The sequence below is a fragment of the Streptomyces sp. NPDC029138 genome (genome assembly GCF_055564375.1).
In genome coordinates, this window is sequence record NZ_JBVHWM010000015.1 from 56,990 (window position 1) to 71,836 (window position 14,847).

Annotated in this window: 17 protein-coding genes; 6 read left to right on the forward strand and 11 right to left on the reverse strand. The window is 71.6% G+C overall.

Features of this window, described 5'->3' with window-relative positions; all coding sequences use genetic code 11:
* The first annotated feature begins 75 nt into the window (after positions 1–75).
* Positions 76–468 carry a hypothetical protein gene (locus tag ACZ4WH_RS15735; protein ID WP_468180599.1) on the forward strand — a complete coding sequence of 131 codons (393 nt, stop codon included), beginning with the start codon at positions 76–78 and terminating at the stop codon, positions 466–468.
* On the opposite strand, the gene ACZ4WH_RS15740 is transcribed toward ACZ4WH_RS15735, so the two are convergent.
* The 3 genes from ACZ4WH_RS15740 to ACZ4WH_RS15750 form a co-directional block, all read right to left on the reverse strand.
* Positions 450–923 carry a peptidase inhibitor family I36 protein gene (locus ACZ4WH_RS15740; RefSeq protein WP_468180711.1) on the reverse strand — a complete coding sequence of 158 codons (474 nt, stop codon included), beginning with the start codon at positions 921–923 and terminating at the stop codon, positions 450–452. The genes ACZ4WH_RS15735 and ACZ4WH_RS15740 overlap by 19 nt on opposite strands.
* Positions 924–1,177: 254 nt before the next feature.
* Positions 1,178–1,381 (reverse strand): cold-shock protein, encoded by a 204-nt coding sequence (locus tag ACZ4WH_RS15745; protein WP_468180600.1) that lies wholly within the window; start codon positions 1,379–1,381, stop codon positions 1,178–1,180.
* Positions 1,382–1,602: 221 nt separating this feature from the next.
* The gene (locus ACZ4WH_RS15750) at positions 1,603–2,739 is read right to left on the reverse strand and encodes a LysR family transcriptional regulator (protein ID WP_468180601.1); all 1,137 of its coding nucleotides are present in this window, start codon (positions 2,737–2,739) and stop codon (positions 1,603–1,605) included.
* 436 nt (positions 2,740–3,175) lie between these two features.
* Here ACZ4WH_RS15750 and ACZ4WH_RS15755 point away from each other — a divergent pair, with 436 nt between their 5' ends.
* Together ACZ4WH_RS15755 and ACZ4WH_RS15760 are read left to right on the forward strand one after the other, a co-directional pair.
* A complete protein-coding gene (locus ACZ4WH_RS15755) occupies positions 3,176–3,691 on the forward strand; it encodes a hypothetical protein (RefSeq protein ID WP_468180602.1) in 516 nt (171 codons plus the stop codon).
* 338 nt (positions 3,692–4,029) lie between these two features.
* On the forward strand, positions 4,030–4,470 hold the full coding sequence (locus ACZ4WH_RS15760) for an NUDIX hydrolase (protein WP_468180604.1): 441 nt from the start codon (positions 4,030–4,032) through the stop codon (positions 4,468–4,470).
* A 1,623-nt stretch (positions 4,471–6,093) separates the two neighbouring features.
* Here the strand turns inward: ACZ4WH_RS15760 and ACZ4WH_RS15765 are convergent.
* Together ACZ4WH_RS15765 and ACZ4WH_RS15770 are read right to left on the reverse strand one after the other, a co-directional pair.
* Positions 6,094–6,717, reverse strand: coding sequence for an NADPH-dependent F420 reductase (locus tag ACZ4WH_RS15765; protein ID WP_468180606.1), 624 nt, complete (start codon positions 6,715–6,717; stop codon positions 6,094–6,096).
* Positions 6,718–6,749: 32 nt separating this feature from the next.
* Positions 6,750–7,484, reverse strand: coding sequence for an SDR family NAD(P)-dependent oxidoreductase (locus ACZ4WH_RS15770; protein WP_037738440.1), 735 nt, complete (start codon positions 7,482–7,484; stop codon positions 6,750–6,752).
* A gap of 144 nt (positions 7,485–7,628) precedes the next feature.
* Between ACZ4WH_RS15770 and ACZ4WH_RS15775 the strand changes: the two genes are divergently transcribed.
* The 3 genes from ACZ4WH_RS15775 to ACZ4WH_RS15785 all read left to right on the forward strand — a co-directional run bounded on the left by ACZ4WH_RS15775 (position 7,629) and on the right by ACZ4WH_RS15785 (position 10,180).
* Positions 7,629–8,240: a TetR/AcrR family transcriptional regulator gene (locus ACZ4WH_RS15775; RefSeq protein ID WP_468180608.1), complete on the forward strand. Its 612-nt coding sequence runs from the start codon at positions 7,629–7,631 to the stop codon at positions 8,238–8,240.
* A 1,362-nt stretch (positions 8,241–9,602) separates the two neighbouring features.
* A complete protein-coding gene (locus tag ACZ4WH_RS15780; protein WP_468180610.1) occupies positions 9,603–9,833 on the forward strand; it encodes a helix-turn-helix domain-containing protein in 231 nt (76 codons plus the stop codon).
* Positions 9,834–10,018: 185 nt separating this feature from the next.
* Entirely contained in the window at positions 10,019–10,180 is a 162-nt protein-coding gene (locus ACZ4WH_RS15785) for a hypothetical protein (RefSeq protein WP_468180612.1), read from the forward strand.
* Positions 10,181–10,348: 168 nt separating this feature from the next.
* Here ACZ4WH_RS15785 and ACZ4WH_RS15790 read toward each other — a convergent pair whose 3' ends face one another.
* The 6 genes from ACZ4WH_RS15790 to ACZ4WH_RS15815 all read right to left on the reverse strand — a co-directional run bounded on the left by ACZ4WH_RS15790 (position 10,349) and on the right by ACZ4WH_RS15815 (position 14,826).
* Positions 10,349–10,801 (reverse strand): hypothetical protein, encoded by a 453-nt coding sequence (locus ACZ4WH_RS15790; RefSeq protein ID WP_468180614.1) that lies wholly within the window; start codon positions 10,799–10,801, stop codon positions 10,349–10,351.
* A gap of 282 nt (positions 10,802–11,083) precedes the next feature.
* The gene (locus ACZ4WH_RS15795) at positions 11,084–11,296 is read right to left on the reverse strand and encodes a hypothetical protein (protein ID WP_468180616.1); all 213 of its coding nucleotides are present in this window, start codon (positions 11,294–11,296) and stop codon (positions 11,084–11,086) included.
* Between the two features lie 39 nt (positions 11,297–11,335).
* Positions 11,336–11,812 (reverse strand): MSMEG_6728 family protein, encoded by a 477-nt coding sequence (locus ACZ4WH_RS15800; protein ID WP_225809953.1) that lies wholly within the window; start codon positions 11,810–11,812, stop codon positions 11,336–11,338.
* A 126-nt stretch (positions 11,813–11,938) separates the two neighbouring features.
* Complete coding sequence (locus tag ACZ4WH_RS15805) at positions 11,939–12,391, reverse strand: hypothetical protein (RefSeq protein WP_468180618.1); 453 nt, start codon at positions 12,389–12,391, stop codon at positions 11,939–11,941.
* A 147-nt stretch (positions 12,392–12,538) separates the two neighbouring features.
* A complete protein-coding gene (locus ACZ4WH_RS15810) occupies positions 12,539–14,110 on the reverse strand; it encodes an FAD-dependent oxidoreductase (protein ID WP_468180620.1) in 1,572 nt (523 codons plus the stop codon).
* On the reverse strand, positions 14,107–14,826 hold the full coding sequence (locus tag ACZ4WH_RS15815) for a class I SAM-dependent methyltransferase (protein WP_468180622.1): 720 nt from the start codon (positions 14,824–14,826) through the stop codon (positions 14,107–14,109). The genes ACZ4WH_RS15810 and ACZ4WH_RS15815 overlap by 4 nt, the downstream gene beginning before the upstream one ends.
* Positions 14,827–14,847: the final 21 nt, after the last annotated feature.

Below are 14,847 nucleotides of genomic sequence, written 5' to 3' on the forward strand. Positions count from 1 at the left end.
GTACCAGCCGCACTCCCGTGCGACGTCTCCGTCCAGGTGCCGCCCCGGTGAGGCAGCCGACTCGCGGCAGCCGCAATGGGCTCGGTCCTGCTGTCCGCCGGCCTGGCGGATGCGGCCCCACCCGCAAAGTACGCCCGGCACAATGACGCGGCGGCTCAGTTCCGCAAGGCGGGCGTCTCTTGGACGTCGAGCAAGAACTGCGCCAACTGGAACAAGAGGGGATGCACCTCTTTCACCAACATCAACAAGGCGACCGTGTCAGGTGTGATCGCCTTCAAGAAGCTCAGCGGGTGCCGGGTGATCATCACTGCCGGAACCGAGGTCGGCCATACCCCGGGGCAGGTACTCCCACCGCAGCGAGCTGGCGCCCGCAAAGACGGCACGAAGCTCTACAAGTCGCCGGCTGGCAACGTGTACGCCCGCGAGAAGAGCCACTGGGACGTCCTCTACTACAACGGCCGCGCCTGACCAAGGAACCACGCGCAGATGCGCGCTCCCTCCAGGGACCTCGTGGCGTCCACGAGGAGTTGCGTCCAACAGTGGGGCGCCCGATCACGGGCCGGGCGCCCCACTGGCCTTTCACTGGCCGGCTGAGGTGACGCGGGACGCAGCCGCTCTACGACCCAGCAGTTGCCCCAGCTGTTGGAGCTGCCGAGGTGGGCGTGAGCGGAGTCGCTCGGGGAGGAGGTGCCGGCCTTGATGACCTTGACGTACCAGGACGAGTCGTGGTTGCTGATCGCCCAGGCGGCCCATGAAGAGTTCGAGCCCGCGAACTTGTACATGTTGCCGTGGTAGTTGATCTGGTCCCACACGCACAGCCAGCCGCTCGGACAGGCAGCGGTTCCGGTGGTCGCGGCGGAGGCGCTGGAGGCGGGGCAGGCGATGGTCAGGGCAACGGCGAAGCAGGTGATCAGGGCGGATATGACGGTGCGGCCATGTCGTTGCTCCTCTCAAGGCGTGACAGGTTGGTCGCGCCTGAGGAACCTACAAATGACGCACGATCACCACTCGCTTGGTGCGAAATGCTGAGACCCTGCGCTTGCAGTGGGTGCTGGGTGCTCAGTCCGCTCTGGCCCAGTCGGCACCGTCATCGCCGGCCGGTACGCGGCTCGACGCCTTCGTGCCGCAGGGAGATGTGTGCCCTGGCCATCGGGTGCCGTTTCCTCGTTGAGCGGGGCTACAGCGGCACGACGTTGACAGCCTGCTGGCCCTTGGGCCCGGTCTTGACCTCGAACTGGACCTGCTGGTTCTCGACAAGTGACTTGAAGCCGTCCACTCGGATCTCACTGTAATGAACGGGGAGCTCCTCGCCGCCCTCATCCGGGACGATGAGACCGAAGCCCTTCGCGTCGTTGAACCACTTCACCGTGCCAGTAGTCACGTCTCCTCCAAGACACACCAGTGGGCTGCCGCGGCCGGGTGGCCCAACAGCGTGACGCTCATGCCCGTCACGGTATGACGCTGAAACATCTTCCGCTGTGCCCGGTAGGCGGTTCAGGCCAAGCGTCGCCGTACGACCGCACGATCGGCATCATCACCGTCCACGTGGCCACCAGCCTGACCGCCGAGCGGGCCACCCCCGCCCAGCCCGGTTCGCGAAGCTCATCTGCGACCGCCGGCCTCGCCGTTTCGCTTTGGTGCGGCGGTGGTCGAGCGAGACCCGGTCGGTGGCGCGGGCCGCGGCTGTGGCGGCCGACTGGGTGGTGCCGCCGGCGCACGGGCGTATGCCGGAAGTACCTCGGTGGGGTCGTGCAGAGGACGGATGATGATGTCGCCCTTCGCCTGTCCGGTGACGGTCACCGCCTCGGCGTGGTCACGGGCCGCCTGCTTCAACGTGTCGGCCACGACCCGGGCAGCCGCGGCGGTGCCGCCGTGGCCGGTGCGGTAGAGCGTCCGCGTGATCTGACTGCCGGTGACGGCGAGCGCCGTCACGGTCACCTGCCCCAGCTGAGCCGCGAGATACGCGGGCAGAACCGCCGCACCGACCTCTCCGGCCAGCAGCGCCTGGACGGCGATCATGTGGTCGGCCAGATGCTCGACCGACGGCACGACCCCGTGGACGCTCGCGAACCGGGCGAAGGCGCGCCCGCGGGCGGAGTGGGCAGGGGCGCTGATCCACGGCCGGCCGGAGAGCTCGGCGGCGGCGGTCGGCACGTCCCAGCTGCCCGGGACGACCACGCGGTAGTCGTCCTCGCTCAGCACCTGCGCCCGCACCGAGGGCGGCAGCGGTGATGCGGTGTCCCGGTCGTCGGTGATGACCAGGACGTCCAACTCGCCCATCCGCAACTGCCGCAGGCCGTCCTGAAGCCCGGCCTCCACGAACCTCGGCTCGACCTGTGGGTGCGACACGGCCAGCAGCCGCAGCGCACGGACCGCGATCCGGGCGAGCACCCACGACGTTGCGCCGATCGCCACCGGCCCCTGAATGATCTGCTGGTTCGCGGAGTCCAACTGCTGTACCGCGAGCGCGAGTTCCTGGCTGATGCGGTCCCCGGTGGCGGCGAGCAGGCGTCCGGCCGCCGTGAGTTCCAGTCGCGGGCCGGAGCGGTCGACGAGCGGCAGGCCCACTTCTCTCTCCAGACTCGCCAGTTGCTGTGAAACCGCCGAACGCGTATGGCCCAGCACGCGCGCTGCCGGGGCGAGGCCGCCGCTCTGCGCGATGGCGCTCAGGACCAACAGGCGCCTGGGGTCGAGGTCCATGCCCTCCGCCTTCCTCTGCGTCAGGGGAGATGGTGCCATGGACTGTCCTGACGTACCGCCAGTTCTTCTGTCGAGGGGGTGCAAGCACCGCTGTACGACGGGGCTGCCTCGCGGCCGTACTGCTGCGAGACTTGTCGTCATCCCGAGGGCTTCGACCGACACACGCCCGGCACAGCCCTGCCCGAAGCCCGGACATGTCCTTCCAAGGAGGCCGTACGTGGCTAGTTCCGCACCCCAGCGCGTCCGAGCGACGTCCGCCCTGCGAACCGGTCGGCTCACTGCCGTGCTGGCCGTGGTCTGCACCCTGCTGGGGCTGCCTCTGATGTCGTCCTGCGGCCCGTCCGGCGGCTCGGCGAACGACCCCCCCGCTCCCGCGACCCGGAGGGCTGCGACCGACCCGGCTACAACCGGAAGTGCAACCGCGAGCACGTCCGGGAGCGGGATCTCCGCCGGCGGCGCCGGCGGCGCCTCGTGGGTGCTTACCGTCCCGCAGGTCGCGGCCGGCTATCCGCAGGGTCAGCCGCCTGCGGACGTGGTGCAGAGGTTCGACGCCGACACGCGGCAGAACGCCGCGCGTCTCGGCGTGTCCGGCACACCGGTACAGGCTTACTACGACGACCGGGCGGACGGCGCGTGGATCTTCTACACCGGGGTCACCGGCAGCGGCTTCGACCCCGATCACCTGCATGACATCCTCTACCAGCTCCCGGCGGTCAACGACGACGGCGCCGGTGACCGGACCACCACCAGCGCCATCGACGCCCTACCCGGCCCGCACGGCGGCCGGGCGGTCTGCAACACCGTCCTGATGCAGACCGACCTGCTCACCACGGCGGTCTCCACGTGCTCCTGGTTCACCTCGACCACCGCCGCCGGCATCACCCTCGTCACCAAAGCCGACGGCACCAGTCCCAAGCTCGGCTTCACCGCCGCCGATGTCGCGCCGATCATGCGGGCGATCCGCGCCGAGGTCGAGATCCCGCGACGCTAGCGGCGCTAGCTCCAGCGAGCTCAGCTCACCGAGTCGGACGCCCCGACTGATCCGCGATCACCGGAGCATTGAGGCCCGGCACCACATCCGTAACACCACGTTCGCCGAGGACGCCTCCCCGCCGCGGACCGGCAACGCGCCCCGCACCGTGGCCACCTGGCGCACCGTCGCCATCGATGCGCCGAAACAGGCCGACGTCACCGACCTCGCGGCAGGGCGGCGGCGCCACGCCCGCAACCCGCGACGGCCGCTCGCGCTCCTCGGCCTCAGTAGGTTTTTTTGATCCTTCAGCCCGAGCTGGCGCAGTGCCGCTGGAGATCCCTGGGAGGATGGCGTGCATGACACAGGACGGTGGGGTGGTCGTTCCCGGAAGCTTCGATGAGGCAGAACCCTTGGTGGTTGTGGCCGCCGCGATTGTCCAGGAAGGGCGTCTATTGGTCGTGAGTAAGAAGGCGGCTCCCTCGGTGTTCTATCTGCCCGGTGGGAAACCCGACCTGGGGGAGACCCCGGTGGAGACTCTGGTCCGTGAGCTCGACGAGGAACTGGGGGTTCGTCCGTTGGATCCGCGGTTTCTGGCTGATGTCGAAGCGCGCGCGGCTCTTGAGGGCGTGCCCATGAGGATGACCGTCTTCGCAGCGAGCATCAGCGAGGTCCCTCGGGCTGCATCTGAGCTGGCGGACTTGCGATGGATCTCCGGTGGTGAACCAGACGTGCAGCTGGCTCCGGCGGTGAGGGACCGCGTTCTGCCACTTCTCAGGCAGAACGGCTTGGTCGCCTGACAGCGGTGCCAGCGGCAGCGGGTGATCGGTTTTCGTGGCGACGCCGCTCTCGACCGGAACCCGCCGCCCGCAGCCGCGCAGTCTGGACGAGGACCAGCAGGAGATGCTCCGCGCCGCGTACAAGGTGGCGCGGAGCAGGGCCGGGATGGCCTGAGGTCTACGCCGCTGTTCCCGGCCCGGCTTCCCGCGGGTCCCCGGTCGGCCGGGTCAGCCCGTCATCAGTCACCAGCCGGCGCTCCGGCGCCGTCGCATCCAGCTCCCAGTAGTACAAGCACTCCTCGCACCGGACCCCGTCGACCAGGACCTCGTCCTCCCCGTTCGGGCAGTCCGTGCCGTCCCCGCGCCCTGGACACGTTTCCCTTGTAGCCCCCATGCGTCGACCGTGCGCCGCCCAGACGGTGTTCGTGGAGAGGGCATGCCCAGCGCACAGGCGCTCACCGGCGACACCAGGTCCCAACACCCCCCAACAGCCCCAACAGCGCCCGACGCCTACACCCCCAGCGCCCATCTCGGCAAACCGTGCACGCCGGCCCACCGCTCGGACGTTGCGGCAGCCGCCGAGTCCAGAGGGCGAGAGTGAGGGCTGGGGAGAGTGACCGCTGGACTGGCGGCTCGTTGCACGGGGCGCGCCTCGTGCACGCGCGGGCCGGGCTGACCCATCTCCATGCCCGGCCCTCACCGACGTTCACCTTTTCGTGCCGCCTGCGGCGTCGTCGAACCGGCATGAGCGATCACAAGAACCTCGACGACCACAGCGCGTGGGACGCCCGGGCCACGCTGTCGTAGAAACGGTGCGCATCGGTCTGCGTCTTGTCGGACGTGAGCTGCACGATCTGACAGTCGAGCCGTCGGGAGGTGTCGGTCGCCCACTCGATCAGCTGGCGTGTGCGACCCGCGATGGTCCGCCCCTGACTGACCGCCTCCGCGAGTGGGGGACCGATGTGCGACCGCCCAGGGTGGCTTGCTTCCTGGTGTTCTGCTCTCTGTGTCGTCCACTAGGGTTCGTGATCGCGAACGGGGTGGTTGCGTTCCCGCGGGCTGGGAGCGGTCGGCACCCACGCCCTCGCCACCTACTCGGGGTGGCCGGTGTCTCCGGCGCTGGTCGCGGAACTCAATCCCGCTCTCGGGGACCGGTCGCGACACCGTCACCACCCCGGAGGGCACTTACCCACGCACACAGCGGGTTGCCCCTGACGAGCGCACGCACACGGAACCGAACGGGTGATCTGATCGCTGGGGGCCGGGCCGGAGCCGAGCCGGCCCGGGTGCCGGGACCGGTTCGTCTGCGTACCGCGCTCGGCGAGTAGGAAGGTGTGCCATGCCTCGAGCGATCTGGTCCGGCGCGATCTCATTCGGCTTGGTCACTTCTCTGAATTAGCCCGTTTTCGAGTTCCGTTGGCTCTGCCGGCCGGCCTGCGGCAGGGCCGACGTCGGCGGGGACGCTCGACGGACGCGTGAGATGGAGCGGTGCGACTCTCTCGGCAACCGGCTCCGGATTGGCGCTCGGCGCCGCAAGCATGCCAGTCAGTGGCTCAGGGCGCGTAGCCGCGCAGGAGGACTGCGGTCGTCTCGTCCGAGTCCTCCTCCATCGTGTTGGCGGGATGTGCGCCGCTCAGGGCTGGCTCAGGCGGGAAGTTCGGTGATGCTGAGGGCGAAGTCCAAGTTTCCCACTCCGTGGTTGGCGAGGCCTACCGTGACCACGCCCGCTCCTTCCAGCCAGTGCGCGATTTTCAGGCTGCCGACGTCCAGCGGGCGCAGTCCGAGGGTCTCGATGAATGCTTCCACACTTGCCTTGGCCTGCGCGTTGTCGCCGGCGAGGAAGACGTCGGGCCGACCCTTCTCCAGGACATGGCGGAAGATGGTGTTGAACGCCTTCACCACGCTGGCGCCGGCCGGGGCCGCTTTGGCGACTTCCTGCGCGATCGAGGTCTCCTCGCGGTGGGCCAGCCCGTCGAACGTGGAGTTGAAGGGGTTGCTGATGTCGACGATGACCTTGCCCGCGAGAGCGTCTCCGTACTGGGCGACGGCCGGTACGACGCCGTCGTGCAGCAGGGCCACGATGACGATGTCCCCGGCCGGGGCGGTGCCCCATTCTCCCGTCGTGGCGCCGCCGCCGAGCGCCTTGGCCAGGTCAGCGGCCTTGGAGTGATCGCGGCCCATGACCTCGACGGTGTTGCCGCCCGCTATTGCCCGCGCTCCGAGGGTGCGGGCCATGTTGCCGGTGCCGATGATGGTGATGTTGCTCATGAGATGTCCTGCCCTGGTTGTGGGTGTTCGGTTCAGATGGCGGTGGTGCCGCCGTCGGCGACGAGTTCCATGCCGTTGACGTAGCTGGAGTCGTCGGAGGCGAGGAAGAGGGCAGCGGTGGCGATTTCGTCGGGGCGGCCCATCTGGCCGCGGGGGATGAGGGACTCGAACTGGCGCTTGGTGGCCTCGTCGAAGAGTTCTTCCTGCTTGGCGGTGGCGACCTGGCCGGGGGTCAGGACGTTGACGCGGATGCGGCGGTCCTTGAGCTCGTTGAGCCAGATTCGGGCCCAGGCCTGCTGGACGGCCTTGCTGCCGGCGTAGACGCTCCAGCCGGGGAAGGCGCCGAGGGAGGCGTTGGAGCCGGTCATGAGGATGGAGCCGCCGTCGTTGAAGAGCGGCAGGGCCTTTTGGACGGTGAACAGGGTGCCGCGGGCGTTGAGCCCGAACCAGGTGTCGAACTGGGCCTCGGTGATCTCGCCGAGCGGGGCAGGCTCGCCACCGCCGGCGCTGGCCCACAGGACGTCGAGGCTTCCCTTCTCCCGCTTGACGGTGTCGTACAGGCGGTCCAGGTCGTCCAGGTCGGCGGCGTCGCCCTGGACGCCGGTGACGTTGCGGCCGATCTGCTTCACGGCCTCGTCCAGGGCGTCCTGGCGGCGGCCGGTGATGAAGACGTGCGCTCCCTCGTCGACGAACAGCTTCGCGCCGGCCAGCGCCATGCCGGTGGTGCCGCCGGTGATGACCGCGACCTTGCCGTCGAGCTTTCCCATAGTCATTCCCTTGGGTCGGTGGTGCCGTGTGCACCTGGGGCGACGGCATTAAGTACACCGTCCTGTGTGCTTACGGTACGGGGCGGTCGGCTGGGGCGCAAGCTATGTACACCGGTCGTTACCTAGCTGCGGTACGATGGATCCATGACGGAGTTGGAGAAGGGCCCCACGGGCCGCCGCCGCGGCCGGGGCGCTCGCGAGCGCATCCTCAGCGCGTCCCAGCAGCTGTTCCGCGAGCAGGGCATCAACCGCACCGGCATGGACCAGCTCTGCGCGGCGGCCCAGGTGTCCAAGCGCACGGCCTACCAGCACTTCACCGGCAAGGACGAACTCGTCGCCGAGTACCTGCGCCGGTTCGACCCCTCCGTACTGTCCGGCGTGTTCGACCGCACCGACCTCACGCCCCGCGAACGGCTCCTCGCCGCCTTCGACGTCCCCCCCACCACCCCCCTGTGCCCCTACATCGGCGCCGCCGTCGAACTCCACGACCCCCAGCACCCCGCATCCCAGTACGCACGCGACTACAAGAAGGCCGTCGCCGCCCGGCTCGCCGACACCGCCCGCGAAGCCGGCGCCGCCGACCCTGAACAGCTCGGCGAGCAGCTCGCGCTGCTCATCGACGGCGCCGCGGCCCGCACCCGGGTCCTCGACGCCGACGCCTTCCCCACCGCCGCCGCCATCGCCGCCGTCCTCATCGACAACGCCATCCCCGCCACAGCCGGCGATGACCGGCGACGGGACGAAGTGTCAAGTTGACGTGGCACCCTGCGGCCGGGCCGGCCGCGCTGCCGGTCGCGCGGCCGCACCCGCTGGTACGCGACACCAGCCGCCCGGCACCTGGCCCGGACCTGCCGGCTTTTGCGGAACTGGCCGCCCGCCTGCTGAAGGCCGCAGCAGAAACCGCTCCCGGCTGCCCCACTCGGCGGAGAACGACCAGCCCGTCCATGGATGCCCGCGCCGCCCGGCCGTGACCAGGCCTGCGACCGAGGCGCCTGCCGTCCGGGCGAGGGTGGTGGTGCGGCCGACGTACGTAGGCGGCCTTGGTCGTCGTACCGGCCGAGCAGCAGCGTCCGCGGGGCGGTCAGGGAGCCGGTGACCGCGCCGACGATCGGCTCGCTCGTCTCACGGACCTTGTATGTTTCCCAGCCTCTCACCGACGGCCGGTAGACATCGGTGAGCCGCTTGAAGACCACGCCCTCCATCCCCACCGACGCCCACGACAGCCACCCGCGCACGATGTCCGGGTCGGTGCTCGACGGACACAGCGCCCATGGCGCCGACAGCCGCCGGGCCGCGAACAAGTCTTCCAACGCCGTCCTGCGCCCCCGGTACGGCCATCCGGTCGCGAAACGATGCCCGCGCCGGGCCTCGGGGACGTCATGCGACGCTGACGGTGCCGCGGGCGCCTTCTCCGTCCGCTCGCCGGGCGGTGGGCGACCCCCACCGCGAACACCATGCCCCGGGCGCCCGGGAAGCCCGGCGTCCGGCCGCACTTCTCCGAGGAACGGGGTGAAGCGAGGGCGTTCGCCCGTCCACCGGCTCAGGGGGGGGCGGCAGGCGCAGCCGCTCCGCGGCCCGCCGCCGAGGCCGGCCGGGCGCCGGCCGGCCACCTTGGCGTGCCGTTCCGCCTCACCTCCCCCACCGCCTTGGACGACCAGGCCCCGCGTTGGCGGGCAATCGTGCGGTCGGCGGAGGAGCCGTCCCGCGGGTGCGACCAGGCGCTGGGTGAGCATTGACGGTCGGCCGGCCTGTCGCCCGCCGGGCGCTCCCCGCTCCGCGGCCCGCCGCAGCCTGACCACCGCTCAGGCAGTGGGTCCGCCCGCCGCGGCCTGACCACCGCTCAGGCAGTGGGTCCGCCCGCCGCGCCCCAGCCGTCGAGGAAGTCGGCCAGAGCGCGGCGCTGTTCCTCGTGTGGGGGCGCGCGACGTCTGCCCGGCAGCGGCGCGGGCACCCCGCCGTAGGCCACGGCGACGGAATGTGGCTGACGGCGGACGGGACCTGGTGGCCGGCTGCGAGGGTACGCGCGCTGACGGGCATCCGGCGCCGCGGCTCCCGCTGTTGCGCGGGCAGGCCGCATGGGTCGCGCCGACACGGGAAACCGGTGATCACGTTTCGGTGATGCGAGAGGAGATCTCCGTGCACAAGGGCAAGTGGATAACAGGCAGCGCGCGCAAGGAGCTGGCCGAAGCCTTCACCAGGGAGTACCGCGAGGGGCGGTCGATCCGCGCCATAGCCGAGGCTCATGGCCGGTCGTACGGCTTCGTGCATCGCGTGCTCACCGAGACCGGCGTGCCCCTCAGGGCACGGGGAGGCGATGCCCGCACCGGCACCGCCCACTCGACGCGATAACAGCCGCGTCGACAGCCACGTGCCGCCCGCGAAGTGCCGCCGCCGGTAAGGGCTCAGGGACGTCCGCGGAGGGCGTGGCGGCGCGGCCGCCGGCCTCGGCCTAACGAGGCTGGACCATCGGTTTCCGGGTAGCCGAACCTCCTGGGGCCCCACCGGGAGCAGGGCACCCTGACGAAAGGAGTGTCATGTCAGGAGTCATCCAACGACTCAAGCAGTTCGCGAGCAGTCCGCAGGGCCGGCGCACGATCGAGCAAGTACGCCGTACCGCGGCCGATCCCCGCCGCCGGGCCCAGGCCCAGCGACTCATCGGCAAGCTGCGCGCCCGCCGGTCGGCGTCGGGAATGTGACCCGCACCGATGAGCGGCCTGCCGACTCGGCGCCGCTGCGCTTCTCCCCTCCGGGAGACACGGTGCTTCCACCGGTCCCGCCGGGCAGGTGACCGTCGCGGCCACCTGAAGCGACCATCTACGCGTCGCCGCCCGGAGCGGTCGGCACGACGCCGACCCGGACGTCGGTCAAAGACCGGCGCACACGGACCGGGCGGCCTTCAAGTCCTTCTGCGCCTCCGGCTCGGTGAAGTCGACGAAGCGGACCAGTTGGTTCTGCACCCGGCGCATGGCGTCGGCCAACGGCTTGAACTCGCGGTCACCGGCAGCCGCCGCGGTGGACAGCACGGCGGCGGCGCCGAGGCGGTTGAAGGCGATTTCTCTCTTGCCCCCGTCGGCCCCGAGGTCCGACTCGTGAAAGCCCCGCAGGGCGTCGCAGGCTTGGCGGGCGTCGCCGGCCGCGCCGCTGTCGGCGGAGCCGTCGCCGCCGCTGAGCGCCCAGGCGGCCCCTACCCCGCCTGCGCCCAGAACGAGCCCTGCGACGAGCGCGGCGGCGAAGGAAGGGCGCAATCGGCGGGCCGGGGCGGTGGGGACGGGGTTGCCGGGGGGCGCGCCGTCAGCGGACGGTGTTGGCGATGACATGCCAGAAGGGTACCGATCGTGACCGCCGGCGCACGGACCACCCGGTCCGCCGACGTGACGCACAGGGACCCTCGACACCGCCCGAGCCGACACCCACCACCGTGACCGCCTCGGCCACCCGCCGGTGTCGGGTCTGCCACCCGTGGGCGCCACGCCCGCACGCGCCGTCCGGATCTCGCCGGGGCGTCGCCCCGCGGCGTCGGAGCCGTCTTGGCCAGTCGGGGTCCCCGGCTCGCCTCTCACGCCTGGTTCCGCCGTGCCGACCGGTCGGCGAGGCCCCGGTCAGGCGGTCGTCCCTTCCCGGTCGGAGGACGGCCACACGTAGGGCAGATCGTCCGGGACGCCGGGGAACACGGGCGCGTACGTGTCCCGGTCCTTGCGGACGAGCGCGGACTGGTGGCTGCGGTGGAAGGCCTCGTCACCGAGCCACGGCGGGAGTTCCCCCGCGGCGTCGGAGCCGTCTTGGCCAGTCGGGGTCCCCGGCTCGCCTCTCACGCCTGGTTCCGCCGTGCCGACCGGTCGGCGAGGCCCCGGTCAGGCGGTCGTCCCTTCCCGGTCGGAGGACGGCCACACGTAGGGCAGATCGTCCGGGACGCCGGGGAACACGGGCGCGTACGTGTCCCGGTCCTTGCGGACGAGCGCGGACTGGTGGCTGCGGTGGAAGGCCTCGTCACCGAGCCACGGCGGGAGTTCCCCCGCGGCGGCGAGAGCGGGCTGATCGCGCACGTGAGCGCCCGGACGGCCTGCGGCGTATCCGGCGATCAGCGACGCGGCACAGCTGTCCTGGTGCCCCTGCTCGCGCCAGACCCGGCAGACCTCGAGCCCGTAGCGGACCAGGGCCTCCTCGTATCCGCTCCACATGCGCACGGCCGGGTGCCTGCGCCAGCCGTATCCGGGAACGGTCAGGCCGCGCAGGACCTGGAGCGCCTCGACTCGCTGCTTGCCCAGGCGGCGACGGTCCAGGATCAGGGCGGAGCGCCGGAAGTCGGCATCGGGCAGGAACGTCTGCATGGTCGCCGTCCAGGAGCGGGTGCGGGAGTTCGGGTGATCCGGGGTTGCTCAGAGGATGTGCTGCCGCGCCCCGTGGCCGGGCCGGCCCACGGGCGGCCCGGCAGTCCCGGTCGGTGTGGGACGCGGTCAGCCGTCCGCGGCCGGGGGACGCGCCGTGTGGCCGGAGTGCCCGGGGGTGCGGCGTGCCTCCTTCATCTCCGCCTCGTACAGGTGGTCCCGGCCCTGGGCGAGTGCGTTCACCACACTGCGTTCCAGCTCCTGGAACGGCCGGTAGTAGGTGTCGTTGTAGGCCTCGATGACCTGGAAGGTCCAGTGACCGGGGATGACGTTCCGACCCAGGATCTCGGCCTCGGCCTTCGCCGCCCACTCGGTGTGCCCGGCCTCGCGCAGCAGCCGTACCGCCCGTTCCAGTTCGAGGTCGGCCCCGCCGGTCAGCTGGTGGAAGCTGTACAGATGGCCGCGGGCGCGCTCGGTGGTCTCCAGAGCCTTCGACAGCGCCCCGAGGGCTTCGACGGTCAGGTCGTCGACCCCTTCGGGGCGGCGGTGCCGGTGGTCCGGCCCTTCCTGGTACTCGTGCATGGCACTCCCTGGGTGCTGTGGCGCCTGCGGTCCCCGCATCCCTTCCCGCCCGCCGGGTGACCGTATGCGGCGTGGGCCGGACGTGTGACGGCCCGTCACGTGTGGTGCGGCCGTGTGCTCCCCCGGATACCCCCTGCGGACGGGCGTTCACCGAGTACGGGAGCCCCTTGCGGCGGCGCCGGCCAGGCGCCGCAGCACGGCGTTCCGGCCGTGCCGTGGAACCGTCCACAGGGTCACTCCCCGCACTCCCCATCGCTCCAGCAGGGCGTTGGCCGCGAGGAAGCCGGCCGTCGCGGCCCGCTCCATCAGCGCCACGGGCAGGCCGGTGCGGACCAGGTCACCGGCCACCACGAGATGCGGGTCCCGGGTGCGGACGGTCGGCCGGTCGCCGTAGCCGCCCACCGGGAACAGGGGGCAGTCGTCGCGCCATTCGTGGCGGGCGTCGGTGATCGTGGCGTCGCGTGTCTCCGGATAGACGCGGTGCATCTGTTCGATCAGGCGCTTCTCCTCGACGTCCCGGGCGGCGTCGGCCGGTACCGCGTAGGCGTGCAGCTCCACCACCGAGCCGCCGGTGTGTGCGGCCCAGCGGGCGGCCTCGTCCTCCCAGCGCTCCAGGACACTGACGTTGTCCAGGGTCCCGAATCCGCCGGTGCCCAGGAATCCCGGTCGGCCGGGCGCCACGGGGCGGTCCAGCCACAGCCTGGTCACCAGGAACGGCGGGGCGTTGCGCAGCCGTGCGATCCCCTCGCGCCACAGGGTGTCGCCCAGCAGGTCCGAGCGGGCGACGAGGCGGCGCAGGCCCGCGGTGTCCAGGGCGAGAACCACACTGTCGTAGGACCGCTCGTCCCGGTCCGAGGCGACCTGATAACCACCGGTCGGCCTCGGCGTGATGTGTTCGACGGCCGTGGCGGTGCGCACCTCGGCGCCGTGCCGCCGCAGGTAACCGGCCAGTGGCTCCCACAGGGCGGCCGGGAAGGGCGCACGGGGCACATCGAACAGCAGGCCCTCGGCCGAGCCGAGGAAGTAGATGTGGAACATCAGCGCCATCTCCGCCGCCGAGAGCTGCCGGGGGTCGGCGAAGAAGCTGCGCGAGAACACCTCGAAGGCGAGGTGCCGGGCGTTCTCGGGGAAGCGGACGGCGTCGAGGAACGCATGGGCGCTGATGTGGTCGAGCCGGTCGTAGATGTCGGGGACGCGGACGTCGAGCAACGGCAGGGCCGCGACCGGGTCCATGCGGCGCAGGTCCCGCACGGTGAAGGTGGGGCTGAGCGCGGCGAAGCCCAGCGCGCTCCACGGCGGGGTGCGCGGGACGTGGCGGAAGCTGTCACGCGTTCCGCCGGCGTGCACCAGTGGGTAGTCGGGCAGACCGGTCAGCCGCCGCAGGCCGGGGTCGGTACGGCGGAGCAGCCCGCGCAGGTTGTAGTACTGCCGGAAGAAGGCGTGGAAGCCTCGGCTCATGGTCACCGGGGTGCCGTCCCGCAGGGTGGTCGGCCAGCCTCCGGCGCGCCCGCCGAGGTACGGCTGCCGCTCGTACACCGTCACGGCGACCCCGCGCTCGGCGAGAGCGGTGGCGGCGGCGAGGCCTGCGATGCCGCCGCCGACGACGGCGGCGGCGGGGCGGGCCCCGTCGACGCGCCGCCCGCCGGGCGGCGCCGGCAGCATCCGGGCGCGCCGGTCCCGGCCACGACGGCCGCCGTTCGGCGGCTCGGCCGCGGTCATCGGGTGCTCTCCGCGCGCCGGGCGACGAAGGTGTGGGTGATGCCGGTCTGCCAGCCCGGCAGGGGAAGGGCCCGTACGCGCTCGAAGCCGGCCGCCCGGACGCGGGCGGCGAAGCGGTCGACGGTGTCGAACTCGACGACGCTGCGCCACAGATGGCGGTACAGCCCGCCGTCCCCGAGGACGGACGCCGCGGGCTGTACGAGGCCCCGGCACACCAGGCTCCACACCGCTCGGTCGATGCGGCGGCCGCTGAGGGTGTACTCGTGCACGCCGAGCCGGCCGCCGGCCACCAGCAGGTCCCGTACGGCGGCGAGGACGGCGTCGGGATCGGACACGTTCCGCAGCAGGTAGGCGGCGAAGACCGCGTCGAACGGGCCGGTCACCCCCGCCTCGGCGAGGCGTTCCGCCGGTGCCCGTACGAAGGTCACCTCACCCGCCCAGGGCTTGGCGGCGGCCCGCCGCAGCATGCCGGCGGAGGCGTCGACGGCGGTGATGTGCGCGGCCGGCAGGGCGGCGCGGAGCGCGGCCGTCGAGGCGCCTGTCCCGCAGCCCAGGTCCAGCAGGCGCAGGCCCGCTCCCGGCCCGGGCAGACCGAGACGGCGTACCGAGCGCCGAAGATGCGCGTGGTAACCGGGGTTGGCGGCCACCAGCGCGTCATAGCCGCGGGCGGCGTGGTCGAACGCGGCGGTGAGGTCCTCGTCGCGCAGCAGCGTCATGCGGTCTCCAGGTCGGTGGAG